This window comes from Nonomuraea corallina (assembly GCF_027620315.1).
In the GTDB taxonomy this organism is placed as follows: Bacteria; Actinomycetota; Actinomycetes; order Streptosporangiales; family Streptosporangiaceae; genus Nonomuraea; species Nonomuraea corallina.
Genome location: NZ_JAPNNL010000069.1, coordinates 15,671 through 33,309, shown reverse-complemented (window position 1 = coordinate 33,309; position 17,639 = coordinate 15,671). Strand labels below are relative to the sequence as shown.

Sequence of the window (17,639 nt, the reverse complement as noted above, 5' to 3'; positions counted from 1 at the left end):
CTCAGCTCCCCGCGCCACAGCGCGCGCACCTCGGCCAGCTCGTCCGGCGCCACGGCGGCCACCGGTCCCGCCCCGTCGGCCGCGGCGACGGCGAGGACCAGCCCCGCCAGCGCCGCTCGGCGGCTCACGTTCCCGGACACGCTGCCCGATGCTAGCCGTTCGGGGACGGCGAAGGCCCCGCCCCCAACCTGCGGGGACGGGGCCTTCGCTGTCAGTCACAGACCGGGGCGCACCGCACCGGCGAACGACGACTTGCGCCAGCCGCTCACCTTCTCGACGCGCACGGTCTTGCCCGAGCTCGGTGAATGGACCATCTTTCCCTTGCCGATGTACATGCCCACGTGGCCGAGCCCGCGGAAGAACATCAGGTCACCCGGTCGCAGGTTCTTGTAGGAGACCTTCTTCTTGATGTGCGCGAACTGGCTGTTCGTCACGCGCGGGATCGACACTCCGGCCTTCTTCCAGGCGAACTGGACGAGACCCGAGCAGTCGAACGCGTGCGGCCCGGTGGCCCCGTAACGGTACGGGTCACCGATCTGCTTCTTGGCCACCGCGACGGCCTTGTGGGCCTTCACCTGCTGTCGGGCCGCCTTGCTCCGCTTGGCGGTCTTGGCGGCCTTGGCGGTGCCGGCGGTCTTGGCGGTCTCGGCTGCCTTGACAGCCGTGGCCGTCCCTGCGGACTCCGTCGCCTTGGTGACGGAGGCCCCGGCGGGTGCCACGGGCGGCTCCGCCTGCGCCGCGGAGGCGTGGAGGCCGACGCCTCCGGCCGTCACGGTCATCGTGAGCGCTACGCCGCGCAGGGCAAGACGGGACAGACGGGGGTTATGCGAAGAGGTAGACAGGATTGCTCCTTGAGTCTTCCACGAACGCCTACCGGGTTAGCTGTCGGATTCGGGCCTGGAAGTCGCCCTACGGCGCGTGATGCGCCGATTCACCCCTGATCCCGCTCTGAAATAGCGGGATCTGTGGTTCCCCGGCTCCGTGCTCCTGGCTGCACGGATTCGGCAGGCCACCGCCCCGCGCCCAGAGGGGTGCGCGGGGATGCGGCGGTGGCCGCGGATGTGCGGCCGCATCGCGGCGCCTGCGGCACCCGGGATGACGGCCGGCGGCGGGCATGGCGTGACCGCCGCGACGCCAGAACCTACGCCGGAATGCCATCTTCTGGCAAAGGCGGAGTCAACGAGTAAAGGCTGGACAAGCCCCCTGTAAGACCCGCCATCCCCTGCTGGAGCTGGAGCCTCGTTACGCGAATGTGACCATACTCACACTTGGGACTCTGACGGCGAGTCAAGACCCATGTGTCACACCAGTCACACGAGTCTCCGCAGGCTCACGGGCGCACCGCGCCGACGAGGCGTCGTCCGTACGAGGAAAGTGCGACGACCTTCACCACGTCGCCGGTCTGCGGAGCATGCACGATCTTGCCGTTCCCCGCGTAGATGCTCACGTGGCCGAGGCCCTCACTGAAGATCAGGTCGCCCGGCTGCAGCGCGTCGAGCGAGACCCGCCGGTTGGCGCCCCAGGCCCACTGCTGCCAGGTCGTCCGCGGCAGCGACACCCCGGCCGCGCGCCAGGAGGCCTGGGTCAGGCCGGAGCAGTCCCAGCCGCCGGGGCCGGTGCCGCCGAACTGGTAGGGCTTGCCGACCTGCGCGTAGGCGAAGCTCAGCACGGCGGCGGCGCTGCCGGAGGCGGGGCCGGTGTACTTGATGCCGGTGCTGTTCGGGTCGCCGGCCCGATAGGCGCCCAGGCGGTTGAGCAGCTTCTTCTGCTGGGTGACCAGCTTCTCGACCTCGGCGCGCTCCTGCCTGATCTTGTCGCGCTCCTCGTCGGCCTCGCCGAGGGCGGCCTGGGCCTTGTCCCGCTCGGCCTTGAGCCCGCGGTTCTCCCGGTCGAAGGCGGCCAGCATGCCGGCGCGCTCCTGGGACAGCCGGCCGGTGAGCGCCATCTGGTAGAGCAGGTCGTCGGGCCGGTCGCTGGTCACCAGGCTCGGCAGCGTGGTCAGGTCGCGACCCACCTGATAGCCGTTGACGGCCATCGCGACGACCTGCTGACGCAGCTCGGTGACCGTGGACAGCTTGCGCTTGTAGCTGTCGTTGAGCTTGTCGTAACGCTTCTTGGCGTCCTTGTAGCTCTCGGTGGCCGTGTTGTAGCGGTCGACGACCTTGTCGGCCTTGTCGTTGAGCTTCTCCAGCTTAGCCTTGGCCTGACTGATCGTCGGTTGCGGGTCAGCGAGGACCCCTCCCGCCGGAACGATGATCAGCCCGATCACGAGACCTGCGGCCAACGGCGCCCGGCCCACCCTCACAACTCGCCTCCAGGGGGAATAGATCTGGGGCGAAATAGTACAGAAGCGAAAGGTGAGGTCTCACCTAAACACTCATTGTCATCTAAGCGCGTCCGAGCCTGCGCAGCAGCAAAGCAGACGGAACGGGTCTGGCGCCCATCCGGCGCACGGACTCGGCGACCTCCCGGTCGGAGGAGACCACGGCCATGGCCCGGCCCGGCGGCTCGGCGCGGACCAGCTGACGGATCAGGTCGTCGGCGATCTCGCCGGGCGCGCTGAACAGCACCCGCACCCCGCGCGGCGCGACCACCTGCACCGGCGCGTTCAGCTCGGCGCCGTCGAAGACCACGGTCACCTCGACCCTGGTCTGCGCCACCAGCCCGCCCAGCCCGGTCATCAGCCGGTTGCGCTGGTCGGCCAGGGTGAGGGTGCCGTAGCCGGTCTTGGTCACGTTGTAGCCGTCGATGATCAGGTGGATCTGCGGCAGGGCGAGGAGCTGGTCGAGCAGCTGCGGGTCGTCGTCGGCGAGCGCGCGGGCGGGCACCCCCCGCACCCCGGGCGTCTCCCCGGAGACGGCGGCCACCGAGTCGGCGGGGCGGGAGATGGTGGTGGGCAGCGCCAGCTCCCTGCGCAGCCCGGCGGAGGCGTCCTGCAGCGCGTCGAGCAGCACCCTGATGCGGGCGTCCTCGATGCTGCGGCCCTCGCGGGCCGCCCGGCGCGAGGCTTCGAGCTGCTTCTCCGCGTCGGCCAGGCGCTCGCGCAGCCGGCGCAGCTCGGTCTCGCCCGCGCTGCCGGCCGCGACGGCCGCGGCCCTGGCCTCCTGGGCGGCGTGCTCCATCTCCTCGGCCCGGCGCACGGCCGCCTTGGCCCGCTCGCGCGCGTCGTGGAGCTTGCGGCGCAGGTCGCTGTTCTCGCTGCGGGCGGTCTTGAGCTGCTCGCGCAGCCGGTCGGTCTCCTCCTTGGCCGCCGACTTCTGCGCGGCCAGCTGCTCGCGCAGCCGGGACACGACCTCCTCGCGCTCCGAGCCCTCGGCCGCGGCGGCGCTCTGCTCCAGGTCCGCCCGCGCCGTCTCGATCATCTCCTCCCACCCCGGAGGGCGGGTCAGGTAGGCGGCGGCGGCGACGAGCACGGGATCGGCGGCGGGCGGCAGGTGGCCCTCGGCCAGGGAGGAGACCAGCTCCGGCCAGCCGGCGGCGACGTGCTCGGCGACGGCCTCGCGGAAGTCCTTGTCGTTCTCCAGCTGGGCGGCGATGGGCGCACCGCCCAGGCGGGCGCGTTTGCGCGGGTCGAACTTGGCGATGCCGCGCAGCGGCGGCGGGACGGCGGCGGCGGGCATCGAGCCGAGGACCTGGGCCGCCAGGTCGACGACGTTGAGCCGCACCTGCTCGGGAAGCGGGCGGGACAGGCCTTCACCCGCTGCGCTCATCCCACTGTCCCTTCATGACATGCTCTTTCAGACAAGGGTACGGCTGCCGGGTACCTGTCCGTAACGGGCACCCTTATCCGGGCAAGCGCTTGTTCGGCCCGCCTCCGTCGCCGCGCATGCCGGGACCGACCTGCGGAAAGCCCCCTCCTGCCCATCCCGCACGGGGACACACCCTCAGAGGCTGGCGTCGTAGACGAGCAGGGCCACCTGGACCCGGTTGTTCAACCGCAGCTTCGTCAGGATGCGCGAGACGTGCGCCTTGACGGTCGGCACGCTCATGAACAGCTCCCGACCGATCTCCGCGTTGGACCTGCCCCGCCCGACGGCCAGCGCCACCTCCCGCTCGCGTTCGCTGAGCCGGCCGAGCAGGGCGCGGGCCCGGTCGGCGCGGCCGTCGGCGCCGCCGACGGAGAGATGGGAGATCAGCTGGCGGGTCACGGCGGGTGACAGGATCGGCTCCCCCGCCGCCACCTTCCTGATGGCGGCGACCAGCTCGGCGGGCGGGATGTCCTTGAGCAGGAACCCGGCCGCGCCCGCCCGCAACGCCCGCAGCACCTGCGCGTCGGCGTGGAAGGTGGTCAGCACGACGACCTCGGGCGGCGCGCCGGCGCCCCGCAGCCTCTCGGTCGCGGTCAGCCCGTCGATGCCGGGCATCCGGATGTCCATCAGCACCACGTCGGGCCGGCGCTCGGCGACGATCGGCGGCACCTCGGCGCCGTCGGCCGCCTCCCCCACGATCTCGATGTCGCCGGCGCCGCCCAGGATCATCGACAGCCCGGCCCGGACGAGCGCGTCGTCGTCGACGATCAGCACCCGGATGGGCCGCGCCTCCGGCGTCGTCATCCCGCTTCACACCAGCCCTTCACCTGAGTCTGTCCGCCCTTCGCCCCCGGCGGTCGGCCGGGGCGCCGTCATGTCCGCCCCGGCCACGGTAGCCAGGCGCGGACCACGTACTCGCCCTCGGGGGCCGGGCCGTGCTCCAGCCGCCCGCCCGCCAGCTCCGCGCGTTCCGTCAGGCCGATGAGCCCGGCTCCGGCGCCGGGGATCTGCACGCCGGGGATGCGGGGACCGTGGCGCGCGGGCAGCCGGTTGCGCACCTCGGCCGCCAGCCCTTCGCCCGGCGCGCCGGTCACGGCGACGGTGACGGGGGCGCCCGGAGCGTGCTTGCGGGCGTTGGTGAGCGCCTCCTGCACGATGCGGTAGAGGTCGCGGCCCGGCTTCTCCGGCACGTCGCCGGTCTCCATGGTCAGGCGTACGGCCATGCCCGCCTGCTCGCACTCGGCCACCAGGGGCGGCAGGTCGGCGAGGGTGGGCTGGGGCCGGTCGGGCACCTCGGCGGTAACGGCGTGGTGGCGCAGCACGCCGATCACCTCCCGCAGGTCCTGCAGCGCGAGGTGGGCGCCGCTCCTGATCGCGCCGGCGGCTCGGGCGATCTCCCCGGCGGGCGCGTCGGGCCGGAACTCCAGCGCCCCGGCGTGCAGGCTGAGCATGGACAGCCGGTGCGCCAGCACGTCGTGCATCTCCCTGGCGATCCGCTCGCGTTCGAGCCGCTTGGCCTCCTCCGCGGCGCTGTCGGCGCGCTGCCTCAGCGACCAGATGAGCTGCCGCCGCGCCCGGACGACGATGCCCCAGGCGAAGACGGTCAGCACGATCGTCAAGGAGAAGATCACGTACACCAGCCCGGTCGGCTCCACGTCCGGCCGGAGGACGGAGAACGGCGCGATCGTGAGCAGCCCGAGCCCCGCGATCGTCCCGGACACTTTGAACGGCCGGTGCACGGCCACCGTGAACAGCGCGACCACGCCCGCCCCGCCCACCATCTCGAAGTACGCCGAGGCCACGGTGGTGACCACGGCCAGGCCCACCGGCCAGCGGCGGCGCAGCCACACCGCCAGGCAGGAGATGACCCCGACCACCTGCTCGGCGGCGACCAGCGGCGTCGGCCCGTCCATCTCCAGCGCGATCAGCAGGTTCAGCACGCAGGCCAGCAGGAACATGACGGTGTCGACGAACCAGTCGCGGGTGGAGCGCCGCACCGGCCCGGCCGAGCGCCCGTCGCCGAGCAGCACGGACGGCAGCAGCCAGAGGTACTCCTGGCGCGGCATGCTCACTCGGGTCACGTCTCCCGAACCTATGCCCTGACGGCGACGCCGGAACAGCGACCAAAGTCGATTCCGCACGTCCGGGTGGCGCATCCCGGCGGCGGACGCCGGAGCCGCGTGGCTCCCCCACTCGCACTCGCCCAGGCCCCTGTGCTGGGCGGGCCCCGCTCACGCGGCTCCGCGTCACCTGCGGGCTCCAGGCTAGAGGCCGGGCTTGCAGCCGACTTGCAAGGCCGTTAACCGTTGACGTAAAGCCGCCTCGCGATGGATGCTCCACGGGTGTTACCCGCCCCGGCGATCTCCTGCCGTTCCCTGTCCTGCGTGGTCGCGGGCCGGAAACTCATCGACGACCTCACCCTCGATGTGGGCGAAGGCGAGCGGGTCGCGCTCATGGGCCCGTCCGGGTCGGGGAAGACGACGCTGCTGACGACCCTGGCCGGCCTGGCGCCCCCCGCCGAGGGCCGCGTCCTGGTGGGAGGCGTGCCGCTGGACGAGCGTCCGGAGCTGAGGGCCGGGCTCGCGCTCGTCTTCCAGTCGTACGGTCTGCTGAGCCTGCTGACGGCGGCGGAGAACGTCGAGGTGGCGCTGCGCGCGGCGGGCCGCCCGCCGCGTGAGGCGATGAGCCTGGCGGCGGCGGCGCTGGAGCGGCTGCGGGTGGCGAGGTTCGCCGACCACCTGGTGGAGGAGCTGTCCGGCGGCCAGCAGCAGCGGGTGGCCGTGGCCAGGGCGCTGGCGCTGCGGCCCCGGGTGCTGCTGGCCGACGAGCCGACCGCGGAGCAGGACGCGGTCCACCGCGCGGTGGTGCTGGACGAGCTGCTCGCCGCCGGCGCCGAGGGCACCACGCTGGTGATCGCGACCCACGACCCGGAGGTCGCGGAGCGCTGCGACCGGATCGTCGAGGTGCGTACGGCGGTGCGCCGATGAGCATGGTGCGCTGCGACGGGGTCGTGCAGATCTACCGGGCGCAGGACGTCGAGGTGGTGGCGCTGCGCGACGTGGACCTGGTGATCGACCGGGGAGAGACGGTGGCGCTGCTGGGCCCGTCCGGAGCGGGCAAGTCGACGCTGCTGTGGCTGCTGGCAGGCCTGTCAAGGCCGAGCGCGGGCCGGCTGTGGCTGGACGGGGTCGAGGTGGGCCGGCTCGACCAGCGCGCGCTCGACCGGCTGCGGGCGTCGAAGATCGGCGTCGTGCTGCAGAACCCGTCGCGCAACCTGATCGGCTACCTGCCGGCCGCCCAGAACGTCGCCTTCGCCCAGCGGGCGGTGAGACGGGACCGGCGGCGGGTTCGCGACCTGCTGAGCCGGGTCGGGCTGGACGACGCCGGCGACCGGCCCGCGGGCCGCATGTCGGGGGGCGAGCAACAGCGGCTGGCCCTGGCCGTGGCGCTGGCGAACTCCCCCCGGCTGCTGCTGGCCGACGAGCCCACCAGCCAGCTCGACCCCGGGGCCGGGCGGCGGGTGATCGACCTGATCAAGGAGTCGGCCGAGGCCGAGGGCACCACGGCGGTGGTGGTGACGCACGACGTGGCGGTCAGCGAGGCGCTGGGCCGCACGGTGACGATCCGGGACGGCCGGGTCGGCTCCGAGGGCCGGCGCGGCGAGGACTTCGTGGTGGTCGGCAGGGAGGGCGCGGTGCAGGTGCCGCCTGAGTACCATCATCTGCTGCCGCCCGGCTCCATGGCGAGGATCGAGCCGCTGGAGGACGGGGTCGTGCTGCGGAGGGCCGAGTCGTGATCCTGCGCGGCCTGTGGGAGCGCCGCACCCTCGCCCTCGTCGTGCTGCTGATCGCGGTGGTGCCGATCGCCTCGGCCGCCGTGGCCCCGATCTACTCCGCCGCCGCGCTGACCACGATCGTCCGCGACGTGGTGCGCGAGGCGCCGGTGGACGGGCGCGGCTGGCGCTACACCACGACCAACGGCGGCATCGAGCGGAAGGTGGCCGCGTTCACCGCGGGGGCCGGCTTCGTGGAGCCGCCGGTGTTCGGCATGGAGACGTCCAGCGGCGGCGCCGACCAGGGCGATGCTCGCGCGTACTCAGTGGTGTGGCAGGACGGCCAGTGCGAGCACGTGCGGCTCGTGCGGGGGCGCTGCCCGTCCGCCGCCCTGGAGGTGATGGCCAGCGAGGCGTCCGAGCTGAAGATCGGCGACGTCGTCCGGCTGAGGTCCCTGAGGGCCGCGCGGCCCGGCGCGACCGTCCTGGACCCGGCGGAGCTCCAGGTGGTCGGCGTCTACCGGCCCGGCCCGTCCGGGGACCCGTTCTGGTTCGGCAGGACGCTGTTCGACCCGTACGGGCAGCCCAGCCAGAACAAGGTGGACGCGCTGTTCACGGCCCGCGAGACCCGTACGGTCACCTACATCAGCGGGAGTCCCACGGAGGGTTCCTGGACCGACTACGCGATCCTCCGTATCGACCCGGACCGGCTGGCCGGGACGGACCTGCCGCTGATGGCGGAGATGCAGACGCTGGCCGTGACCGCGGGCCGCGACACCGACGCGATCGTGTTCTCCCGGATGGCCGACACGCTGAGAACGATCAACGCCAACGCCGAGACGCTGGGCGTGCCCGCGCTGCTGGTGGCCGCGCAGCTCGTCGGGCTGGGCTGGCTGCTGCTGTTCCAGACGGTCGGCGACCTGGTCCGGGCGCGCGGCCCGGAGATCGCGCTGGCCCGGCTGCGCGGCCACGGCAGGGTGCGGGTGTGGCGGTTCGCGCTGGCGGAGCCGATGCTGCTGCTCCTGCTCGCCGTGCCGCTCGGCCTGGCGGCGGGGTTCGGCGCGGCGAGCCTGATGATCGGCGCGCTGCTGCCCGCGAGCATCCCCACGACGTTCCCGCCGATGGCGGTGGCGGCCGGGCTGGCCGCCACGCTCGGCGGCGTGCTGGCCGCGACGGCGTCGGCCTGGCGCATCGCCACCCGGCCGATCACCGAGGAGTGGCGCCGCACGCCGCGCAGGAGCGCACGCGGCTGGGTGCTGGACGCGGTGGTGCTGGCCGTGACGGCGCTGGGCCTGACGGAGCTGCTGGCGGCCGGGGTCATCGCCGACGCCTCCGGCGAGAGCGTCAGCGCGCTGGCCGTGCCCGGGCTGATGGCGCTCGGCGTGGCGCTGCTGGCCAGCCGTGTCCTGCCGGTGGTGAGCGGATGGCTGTTCGGCCTCACCCGGCGGCGCGGCGGGCTGGGGCCGTTCCTGGCGCTCCGCCAGGTGGCCAGAGGGCCCGTGACGGCGGGCAGCGTGATCGTCCTGGGCACCGCCTTCGGGCTGGCCACGTTCGCCGTGGCGGCGTGGACGGCGACGAGCGACGACTACGCGCGGGTGGCGGCCTTCCACAACGGCGCCCCCGCCGCCATCACCGTCGAACCGGTCGAACCGGACAAGCTGACCGCCGCGGTCGAGGCCGCCGACCCCGGCGGCGCCCTCGCCGCACCGGTGATCAAGATGTCCGGCACGCCGCAGCTCGTGGTCTCCGACCCCGAGCGGCTGGCGCGGGTGGCGCACTGGGACCCGGCGCTGGCGGGCGGCAAGGACCTGGCCGAGGCGATGGCCGCGCTACCGGGCCCCGACGTCGCCCGGGTGTGGCTGCGCGGCGAACGGCTCCGGCTGCGGCTGTCCCACGACCACCTCACCCAGGACTGGGAGACGCAGATCAAGGCCGCCTTCCGGGTCACCGGGAGGGTGGGCCCCGTCCCGATCACCATCGGCAAGCTCCGCGGGGCCGGCTCGTACGAGTGGAACCTGCCCCTGCCCTGCCGCCAGGTGCCCTGCGAGCTGCGCAGGATCCACGGCGAACTGTCGCGGATCACGAACTCCTTCGAAGGCGGCTTCATCCAGGTGCGGGTGGAGAGCATGGAGGTGCTGCGGGACGGCGCCTGGCGGCAGGTGCCGATGCCCGCCTGGCGGGTGGACCAGGACCCGCGCCGGACCGACGGCAGCTTCGCCCTGTCGGACACGGGCGCCCAGGTGTTGCGCCCGGCCACCTACGATCAGGAGCCCGCGGGGATCGTGGTCGGCGAGGTGGGTGCCCGGGCGATGCCGGGGCTGGACAACGCCTTCACCCACCGTGTCCGGCCGGCGGTCATCGCGGCCGCCGCGCCGGGCATCACCGGCGCGGGCGTCCTGATGGACCTCGAACAGGCCGACAGCATCGCGTACGGCGTGCACGAGAAGGCCGAGTTCCAGGTGTGGACCCGGCAGGCCGGCACCGCGGCGCTGGAGGCGGCGCTGACCAGGGAAGGACTGAGAGTGGTGTCCACGGTGCGCCAGGAGGACCTCGCGGCCGGGTACGCGGCCGAGGGGCCGGGGCTCGCGCTCATGCTGCTGCTGGTGTCGGCGCTGGCCGCGGCCGTGCTCGCGCTCGGCAGGACCGTGCTGGCCCTGCACACGGCGGCGCGGCGGCGCGGCTACGAGCTGGCCGCGCTGGAGGCCGCCGGCGCGAAGGTGCCGGCGCTGCGGGTGGCGCTGCTGCTGGAGCAGGCGATCACGGTGCTGGCCGGCACGCTCGCCGGGCTGCTGGCCGGGCTGCTGGCCGCCGAGGCGGCGCTGGGCCGCATCCCGCAGTTCGCCGAGCCGGTGGTCACGCCGCCGCTGCCGCACGAGGTAGCGGCGCTGCCTGTGGCGCTCGTCACCGGCGGCGCACTGGCGGCCACGCTGCTGTGCGCGCTGCTCGTCTCCGAGCTGCTGCTGCGCGGCATCCGGGTGGAGCGCCTGCGCGACACCCCGGCCTAGCTGCCGATCGGCTTCTCCACCAGCGCGGCCAGGAACGCCCTGGCCATCTTCAGCGCGCCGTCGCGGGCCTCCTTCTCGCGGAGCATCTCCACCTCTGGCGCGTCGGCGGGCTTGCCCTTGGGCCGCTCGGCGCCCGCGTAGTCGACGATCACCACCAGCGAGCCCTGCCGCGCCATCACGCTGGCGCTGCCGGCGTGCACCTCACCCTGCCGCGTCTGGACGTAGCTGCCGTGGGCGGACTCGCCGACCCCCCTGATGTCGCGGACGGCCCCGAACGTGATCCCGCCGATCGTCGAGTGCTCGGTGCCGTTGCTCTGGCCGCGCCGGGTCGCGTAGAAGGAGCCGGCCGCGGTCTTGTCGGCCACGCCCGCCCGGTTGGTGAAGCTGTGCACGGTGATGAGGACGCTGCGGACCCGGGTCTTGCCCGCTACGCCCGGCACGTCCAGGTTGAGCCAGCGGCACTCCGTCTGGGTGTCGTTGCCCACCTCGACGCCACGGGCCCGGGTCACCGGCCGCGGCACCAGCTCGGTCGCGTCCGGGGTGATCGACTCGCACGCCGCCGGGAAGATCCGCAGCTGCGTGGGCGACGGGGTCGGGGTGGCGTCAGGGGTGCTCGTGGTGGTCGGGTACGGCTGGGCGACCACGTTCGGATTCCTGGCCTTCCAGTCGGCCACGCCCTTGGCGACGTGCTCGACCAGGCCGGTCACCTCGCGGATCGCGTTCTCCTCGGTGATCGACTGGGTGGTCTTGCTGCTCAGGACCTGGGCGTCCTTGCGCTGCTGGCCGGCCTGGTACTTGACCTCGATCGTCATGTCGTGGACGCGGGCGAAAGCCTGGCCGTACGAGTACCACAGCATCTCGCCGGACCGGCGCCAGGTGTACTGCGCGTAGGCCCCGTCACCGACGCCGGGGATGTCCTTGACCGGAGAGACGTACTCCTTCTCGCCCTTGCTCGGGGTGGGTTTGGCGGTCTCACGGTACTTGGCGCTGCCGTACTCGAACTCATAGGAGGTCTGGGCCATGGTCCTGCCGGTCTTCGCGCCGTCGCCGAAGTGCTGGTTGACCTTGATGTCGATCTCGCGGTTGCGCCAGAACTCCCCGTACGAGATGCGCTGGTTCACCAGGTTGCAGGTGAACGTGACGGCCGTGTCGTGCTCCCGCGAGCCCTTGACCACGGTCGCCCCGGGCACCAGCCGCTCGGCCTCCTCGGGGGGCAGCATCGCGCAGGCGTCGGGGCCGGCGGCCGGCTCGGTCCCGGTCGAGGCGTCAGGGCCGGTCTGCCGCTGCACCGGGACCGTGGGGCCGGTGTCGCCCGCGAGCTGCCCGTACACCAGGTAGCCGCCCGCGCCGCCGCCCACCAGCACGACGGCGCCGGCGGCCAGCGTCGGCAGCAGCCACCCGCGCCGCCTGGGCCGGCCTGACGGTCCCGGAGGACCGCCGAACGGCCCGTTCCCACCGCTCGGCCCCTGCGGCCCCATCGGCCGTCCCCCAGGCCCCACAGGACCGGAACCGCCAGGACCAGGACCGCCAGGACCAGGACCGCCAGGACCAGGACCGCCAGGACCAGGGCCACCGGGACCGCCGTAATCGCCGGGACCCACCGGACCATACGAACCCACCGGACCACCCGGGCCCACCGGACCACCCGGGCCCACCGGACCACCTGAACCGCCGGGGCCGACTGGACCGCCCGGGCCCAAGTGTGCCGGGAACGGTGGTGGCAGGGGTCGCGTCGGAGAGTGCTGGGGCGCGTGGGGTCCACCAGGTCCGGGGTGAGGGAACGTCGGCGGCTCGTTCTCGCTACCGGAAGGCACCAATGACTCCTGGGATTGGCCGTGACTTGCGGGAAATATGGTAGTTATCCCGGTTGCAGGCCGCTTGAATGCCTCACCCTCGCAACGCTCCCGAGACCATCGCGGTGGCGGTGACGGCGTTCTTCTCGTCGGCGGCCAGGGCGGCGGTGACGTCCTCCCGGCGCCAGACCACCTCCGCTATCAGGTTGCTGTCACGCAGCAGCACCGTGGTGTCGGCGCGGCCGGACGAGCGCGAGGTGACGTAGTACTCGAAGCGGGTCTGCGCGAACGCGGCCTCCCCCACGCCCGGGACGTCGCGCACCTCGCCGACCTGCTCGCGGAAGACCGAGCCCGCGGCGGCCTGCCGGCCGGTGCGCTCCAGGCCGAACCGGCGGGCCGCCACTTCCGGGCCGCCGCGCGAGCCGTCTGGCCGCTCGGTCCAGACGCGTACGGTGAGCTTGCCCTTCATCTGCGACCCCAGCCGCAGGAGCCACTGGCACTCCCCCTCGCGGCTGCGCTCCGCTCTCGTGGCCCCTCCCAGCACCTCTTTCGCCTGGGCGTCGGTGAGCAGGCGGCACGGGTCGGGCGCGGTCGCGTAGCGGCCCGGCTCGCCCCGGTTGAGCGCCGTCCACCCGTACCAGCCGCCCGCGCCGAGCAGCACGACCGCGGCGACCAGCACGGGCACCAGCCACCACGCGCGGCGCCACCCCGACGCCGCGCCGGCGCGGCCCGAGGCGACGTGCTCCAGCGTCTGGCGGACCTGACCGGCGGTGGGACGCGCGGCAGGGTCCTTGGCGAGCATGGCCCTCAGCAGACCGCCGAGCTCGCGGCCCGCCCTGACGGGGGGCGGCGGGTCGTGCAGCAGCACGGCGGCGGCCAGCGCGGCCGGGTTGGGACGCTCGAAGGGCGGCCTGCCCTCCACCGCCGTGTAGAGGCTGGCGCCGAGGGACCACAGGTCGGAGGCCGGGCCGGACGGCTCGTCGTTGAGCCGCTCCGGCGCCATGTAGCCGGGCGAGCCGGCGCTGCCGTAGTGGTCGCCCCGCCCCCCCATGGTGACCGCGATGCCGAAGTCGGTGAGCATGGCCGAGCCGTCGGCGTCGAGGAGGATGTTGCCCGGCTTGACGTCCTGGTGGACCATGCCGTGCGAGTGGGCCACCTGCAGGGCGGACAGCACGCTCAGGCCGATGCGGGCCACGCTCTGGGGCGGCAGCGGCCCGTACTCCCTGATCGCCTGCTCCAGGGAGCGGCCGTCGACCAGGTCCATGATGATCCACGGCTGGTCGCCTTCGAGCACCACGTCGTGGATCATGACGATGGCCGGGTCGCGCAGCCGACCGGCGGTCCGCGCCTCGTGGATCGCCCGGTCGGCGAACCGGGCCCGCTGGCCCGGCGTCAACTGGGGCGGCACCCGTACCTGCTTGACCGCGACCTCGCGGTTGAGCACCGTGTCGCGGGCCCGCCACACCGTGCCGGCGCCGCCCTCGCCGAGCCGCTCCAGCAGGTGGTAGCGGCGGGCCAGCAGGTAGGTGTCACCCTGCACGGCGCAACGCCTGCTCGGTGGCCTTGGCGGCCTTCAGCGCCGTCTGCTTGATGTCCTCGTCGCCGAGCCGCTCCGACAGCGCCGTGTAGCCGACGAAGACCACCAGGTTGGCCAGCCGGTAGTAGACCAGGGCGGTGTGGAGGCGGCCGGTCTTGCCCTTCAGCTCGAACGCGAACGCCTCCTCGCCGACGCCGCCGACCTTCCGCACGGCGGTGCGGGTCACCGGGAGGCTGCCGTCGGCGCCGATCTCCGGCCAGGTCCAGTCGAGCTTGTCGTGCCGGCTCCACCAGCGCTGCTGGTTGGCGAACAGCACCCGGGCCGCCTCGGGGGTCATCGCCCACGGGTCGCGGGTGTCGGAGTCCTTCTGCACCTGGACCTCGACCCCGGTGCTCTGGATCGGCCACTGGCAGCGCGGGCCGACCTCGTCGGAGCCGGGAGCCGGTTCGGGCAGCCGCTGCGTGCGCAGGTAGAGGCCGACCTCCTCGTCGTCCAGCAGCGAGCAGACGTCCATCGGCGCCGTGAACGCCTCCGGCACGCCACCCCCTGCACCATCGCGCATCAGCAGGACGCCGGTCGTGGCGGCGGCGACCACCACGGCCGCGACCGCGGCGACGGCCACCACCACCAGCGGCCTGCCGCGCCTGCCGGCCCGGCCTGCCTGACCGACCTGGCCGGAGGCCGTCACGTCATGGTGGGTGACCAGGTGCGGCTGCTGCCCGGACGCGACCTGGCGCAGCGCCTGGGCCAGGTGCGGCGCGGGCGGCCGGGCGGCGGGATCGGGCGCCATCATCGCGGCGATCACCGGGCCGAGCGGGCCCGGCGCGTGCGGCACCTGGTGCGTGAGCGTCGCGCGGATGCGCTGGGCCGCCGTGCCGTCGTAGGCGGGACCGCCGGTCACCGCGACGAACAGGGTCGCGCCGAGGGACCACACGTCGCTGGCCGGGCCGCCGGGGTCGCCCTCCAGCCGCTCGGGCGCGATGAAGCCGGGCGAGCCGATCATCAGGCCCTGCTCGGTCAGCGTCGACTGGCCCTCCTGGCGGGCGATGCCGAAGTCGGTGAGCACCACCCTGCCGCTGTCGGTCAGGAACACGTTGCCCGGCTTGACGTCGCGGTGCTGGAGGCCGCGGGCGTGCGCCGCGGCCAGCGCGTCGAGCATCTCCGCGCCGATCCTCGCCGCGTACTCCTGCGGCATCGGCCCGTGCTCGCGGACCGCGTCGCCGAGGGTACGGCCGCGCAGCAGCTCCATCACCAGCCACGGCCGGTCGTGCTCGACGACCACGTCGTGCAGGGCCACGATGCCCGGGTGGCGGAGCTGGGCGGTCGCCTGCGCCTCGCGCGCGGCCCTGGCGATGAGCTCGGCGCGGTCGTGGGGCGGCAGGCCCTCGGGCAGGGTCAGCTCCTTGACCGCCACCTCGCGGTCGAGCATCTCGTCCCTGGCCAGCCAGACCCGCCCCATGCCGCCGCTGCCGAGCGGTCGCAGCAGAAGGTAGCGGTTGGCCAGTCGTTCCCCGGACACAAAGGAAGAGTAACGAAGGATCAAGCCGAATAGTTATTCGGTCGGTGACGCAACTGTCGGTCCCCCTCTCTATGGTCTTGGTTCGTGGATCCCGTACAAGGCACTCTCGACGAGCTCGGCACCCCGCTGAGCGAGGTCACGTTCGTGGTGTTCGACCTCGAGACCACCGGCGGGTCACCGGCCGACGACAAGATCACCGAGATCGGCGCGGTGAAGGTGCGGGCGGGCGAGGTGCTGGGCGAGTTCTCCACCCTGGTCGATCCCGGGGGGCCGATCCCGCCGTTCATCTCGGTGCTGACGGGCATCACCGACGCGATGGTCATGGCGGCGCCGCGCGTCGAGGCCGTGCTGCCGAGCTTCCTGGAGTTCATCCGGGGGGCGACGCTCGTCGCCCACAACGCGGGCTTCGACACGCGCTTCCTCAAGGCCGCCTGCGCCTCCCACGGCTATCCCCCGCCGGCCAACCCGGTCGTCGACACCGTCGACCTGGCCCGGCGGGTGCTCACCCGCGACGAGACGCCCAACAGCAAGCTGTCCACGCTGGCCCGGTTCTTCCGCGCCGCCACCGAGCCGTGCCACCGCGCGCTCCAGGACGCCAGGGCCACCGTCGACGTGCTCCACGGACTCATCGAGCGGGCCGGTTCCTTCCAGGTCCACACGCTGGAGGAGCTCAAGTCGTTCGTCCGCGCCCCCACGCCCGAGCAGCAGCGCAAGCGCCACCTCGCCGAGTCGGTGCCGCACGCCCCGGGCGTCTACTTCTTCGAGGACGAGCGCGGCGAGATCCTCTACATCGGCAAGAGCACCAACCTGCGCAACCGCGTGCGCTCCTACTTCACCGCCGGCGAGACCCGGCCGCGCATCCGCGAGATGATCGGCATCGCCGAGCGGGTCCGCCACATCGTGTGCGCGACCGCCCTGGAGGCGGAGGTGCGCGAGCTGCGCCTGATCGGCGGCGCCAAGCCCCGCTACAACCGCAGGTCGCGGTTCCCCGAGAAGGTCGTCTGGCTCAAGCTGACCCAGGAGCCGTTCCCGCGCCTGTCGATCGTGCGCGAGGTGAAGGACGACGGCGCCGCCTACCTCGGCCCGTTCTCCAGCACCCGCCTGGCCGACGACGCCCGCAACGCCCTGCACGAGGCGGTGCCGCTGCGCCAGTGCACCCAGCCGATCAGCCTGCGCACCCGCCGCGCCGCGTGCGTCCTGCACGAGATGGGCCGCTGCGGCGCCCCCTGCGAGGGCAAGCAGAGTCAGGCCGACTACCTCACCCACGCCGAGGCGGCGCGGCGGGCGATGACGCTCGACGCCTCCCCCGTCTTCTCCGCGGTGTCGGCCCGGATGGAGCGGCTGTCGGTCGAGCAGCGCTACGAGGAGGCGTCCGTCGACCGCGACCGGCTGGCGGCGTTCGTCCGCACCGCCGCCCGCATGCAGCGGCTCTCCTCCGTCACCCGCATCCCCCACCTGGTGGCGGCCAGCCCCGCCTTCGACGGCGGCTGGGACATCCACGTGATCCGCTACGGCCGTCTCGCCGCCGCCGGGGTCATGCCGCGCGGCGCCCACCCCACCCCGTTCGTCGAGTCGCTGTCCACCGCGGCCGAGTCCGTCATCCCCGGTCCCGGCCCGGTCCCCGCCGCCAGCGCCGAGGAGACCGAGTGCATCCTGCGCTGGCTGGAGTCCCCCGGGGTGCGGCTGGTCGAGGTCGACGGCGAGTGGAGCCTGCCCGCCCACGGCGCCGCCCGCCACAAGGCCCGCATCGACCTGGCCTACCAGGGGTTCGACCGCGTCCGCCACCGCGAAGGGCGGCCTCTGCGCTGATTCGCTACAGTGGGCGTCATGGTCACGGCTATCGTTCACATCAACGCCGAGGTCGACCGCATCCCGGAGGTCGCCGAGACGATCGCCGAGATCGACGGCGTCAGCGAGGTCTACTCCATCACCGGCGACTACGACCTGCTGGCCATGGTGCGCGTGGCCGAGTACGAGCAGATCGCCGAGGTCATCCCCGGGCGCATCAACAAGGTGCCCGGCGTGCTCAACACCGAGACCCACATCGCCTTCCGCGCCTACTCCAAGCACGACCTGGACGCGGCCTTCTCCATCGGCTTCCCGTACGCCGACTGACGGGGACGAGCGCCTCGCCGGCGTTCCCCACCTGCTGACGTCCGAGACCGCGTACCCGGCTGACTGGTGACGCCCTCCTAACCCGGACGCGTCCTCACGCCGGATCCCGGTGGGCCCGTGGGCCGGGGGTTCGCTCAGCCTGCCGGTGA

The 17,639-nt window shown here is 73.3% G+C and carries 13 protein-coding genes and 1 riboswitch; of the genes, 5 read left to right on the top strand and 8 right to left on the bottom strand.

Annotated elements, in window-relative coordinates:
* Window positions 1–215: 215 nt before the first annotated feature.
* The 5 genes from OUY22_RS18580 to OUY22_RS18560 all read right to left on the bottom strand — a co-directional run bounded on the left by OUY22_RS18580 (window position 216) and on the right by OUY22_RS18560 (window position 5,830).
* Window positions 216–779: a C40 family peptidase gene (locus tag OUY22_RS18580; protein WP_270156277.1), complete on the bottom strand. Its 564-nt coding sequence runs from the start codon at window positions 777–779 to the stop codon at window positions 216–218.
* A 73-nt stretch (window positions 780–852) separates the two neighbouring features.
* Window positions 853–1,017, bottom strand: a riboswitch (cyclic di-AMP (ydaO/yuaA leader).
* A gap of 313 nt (window positions 1,018–1,330) precedes the next feature.
* On the bottom strand, window positions 1,331–2,269 hold the full coding sequence (locus OUY22_RS18575) for a C40 family peptidase (protein ID WP_270156276.1): 939 nt from the start codon (window positions 2,267–2,269) through the stop codon (window positions 1,331–1,333).
* A 118-nt stretch (window positions 2,270–2,387) separates the two neighbouring features.
* Complete coding sequence (locus OUY22_RS18570) at window positions 2,388–3,710, bottom strand: NYN domain-containing protein (protein WP_270156275.1); 1,323 nt, start codon at window positions 3,708–3,710, stop codon at window positions 2,388–2,390.
* A 174-nt stretch (window positions 3,711–3,884) separates the two neighbouring features.
* Window positions 3,885–4,553 carry a response regulator gene (locus tag OUY22_RS18565; protein ID WP_270156274.1) on the bottom strand — a complete coding sequence of 223 codons (669 nt, stop codon included), beginning with the start codon at window positions 4,551–4,553 and terminating at the stop codon, window positions 3,885–3,887.
* Between the two features lie 68 nt (window positions 4,554–4,621).
* Window positions 4,622–5,830 (bottom strand): sensor histidine kinase, encoded by a 1,209-nt coding sequence (locus OUY22_RS18560; protein WP_270156273.1) that lies wholly within the window; start codon window positions 5,828–5,830, stop codon window positions 4,622–4,624.
* A 261-nt stretch (window positions 5,831–6,091) separates the two neighbouring features.
* Between OUY22_RS18560 and OUY22_RS18555 the strand changes: the two genes are divergently transcribed.
* From OUY22_RS18555 to OUY22_RS18545, 3 genes are read left to right on the top strand one after another with little or no spacing between them, the layout of a single operon-like run.
* Window positions 6,092–6,736 (top strand): ATP-binding cassette domain-containing protein, encoded by a 645-nt coding sequence (locus OUY22_RS18555; protein ID WP_270156272.1) that lies wholly within the window; start codon window positions 6,092–6,094, stop codon window positions 6,734–6,736.
* On the top strand, window positions 6,733–7,545 hold the full coding sequence (locus tag OUY22_RS18550) for an ABC transporter ATP-binding protein (protein WP_270156271.1): 813 nt from the start codon (window positions 6,733–6,735) through the stop codon (window positions 7,543–7,545). The genes OUY22_RS18555 and OUY22_RS18550 overlap by 4 nt, the downstream gene beginning before the upstream one ends.
* Window positions 7,542–10,526: an FtsX-like permease family protein gene (locus OUY22_RS18545; RefSeq protein ID WP_270156270.1), complete on the top strand. Its 2,985-nt coding sequence runs from the start codon at window positions 7,542–7,544 to the stop codon at window positions 10,524–10,526. The genes OUY22_RS18550 and OUY22_RS18545 overlap by 4 nt, the downstream gene beginning before the upstream one ends.
* Here OUY22_RS18545 and OUY22_RS18540 read toward each other — a convergent pair.
* The 3 genes from OUY22_RS18540 to OUY22_RS18530 form a co-directional block, all read right to left on the bottom strand.
* Window positions 10,523–12,004, bottom strand: coding sequence for a hypothetical protein (locus OUY22_RS18540; protein ID WP_270156269.1), 1,482 nt, complete (start codon window positions 12,002–12,004; stop codon window positions 10,523–10,525). The two genes, OUY22_RS18545 and OUY22_RS18540, sit on opposite strands and share 4 nt — an antisense overlap.
* A 409-nt stretch (window positions 12,005–12,413) precedes the next feature.
* Window positions 12,414–13,859, bottom strand: coding sequence for a serine/threonine-protein kinase (locus OUY22_RS18535; protein WP_270156268.1), 1,446 nt, complete (start codon window positions 13,857–13,859; stop codon window positions 12,414–12,416).
* On the bottom strand, window positions 13,849–15,375 hold the full coding sequence (locus OUY22_RS18530) for a serine/threonine-protein kinase (protein WP_270156267.1): 1,527 nt from the start codon (window positions 15,373–15,375) through the stop codon (window positions 13,849–13,851). Before OUY22_RS18530 ends, OUY22_RS18535 begins: the two co-directional genes overlap by 11 nt.
* Before the next feature lie 84 nt (window positions 15,376–15,459).
* On the opposite strand from OUY22_RS18530, the gene OUY22_RS18525 reads away from it, so the two are divergent.
* Window positions 15,460–17,184 carry a DEDD exonuclease domain-containing protein gene (locus OUY22_RS18525; protein ID WP_270156266.1) on the top strand — a complete coding sequence of 575 codons (1,725 nt, stop codon included), beginning with the start codon at window positions 15,460–15,462 and terminating at the stop codon, window positions 17,182–17,184.
* An 18-nt stretch (window positions 17,185–17,202) separates the two neighbouring features.
* Window positions 17,203–17,490 carry an Lrp/AsnC family transcriptional regulator gene (locus OUY22_RS18520; RefSeq protein WP_270156265.1) on the top strand — a complete coding sequence of 96 codons (288 nt, stop codon included), beginning with the start codon at window positions 17,203–17,205 and terminating at the stop codon, window positions 17,488–17,490.
* The last annotated feature ends 149 nt before the right edge of the window (window positions 17,491–17,639 follow it).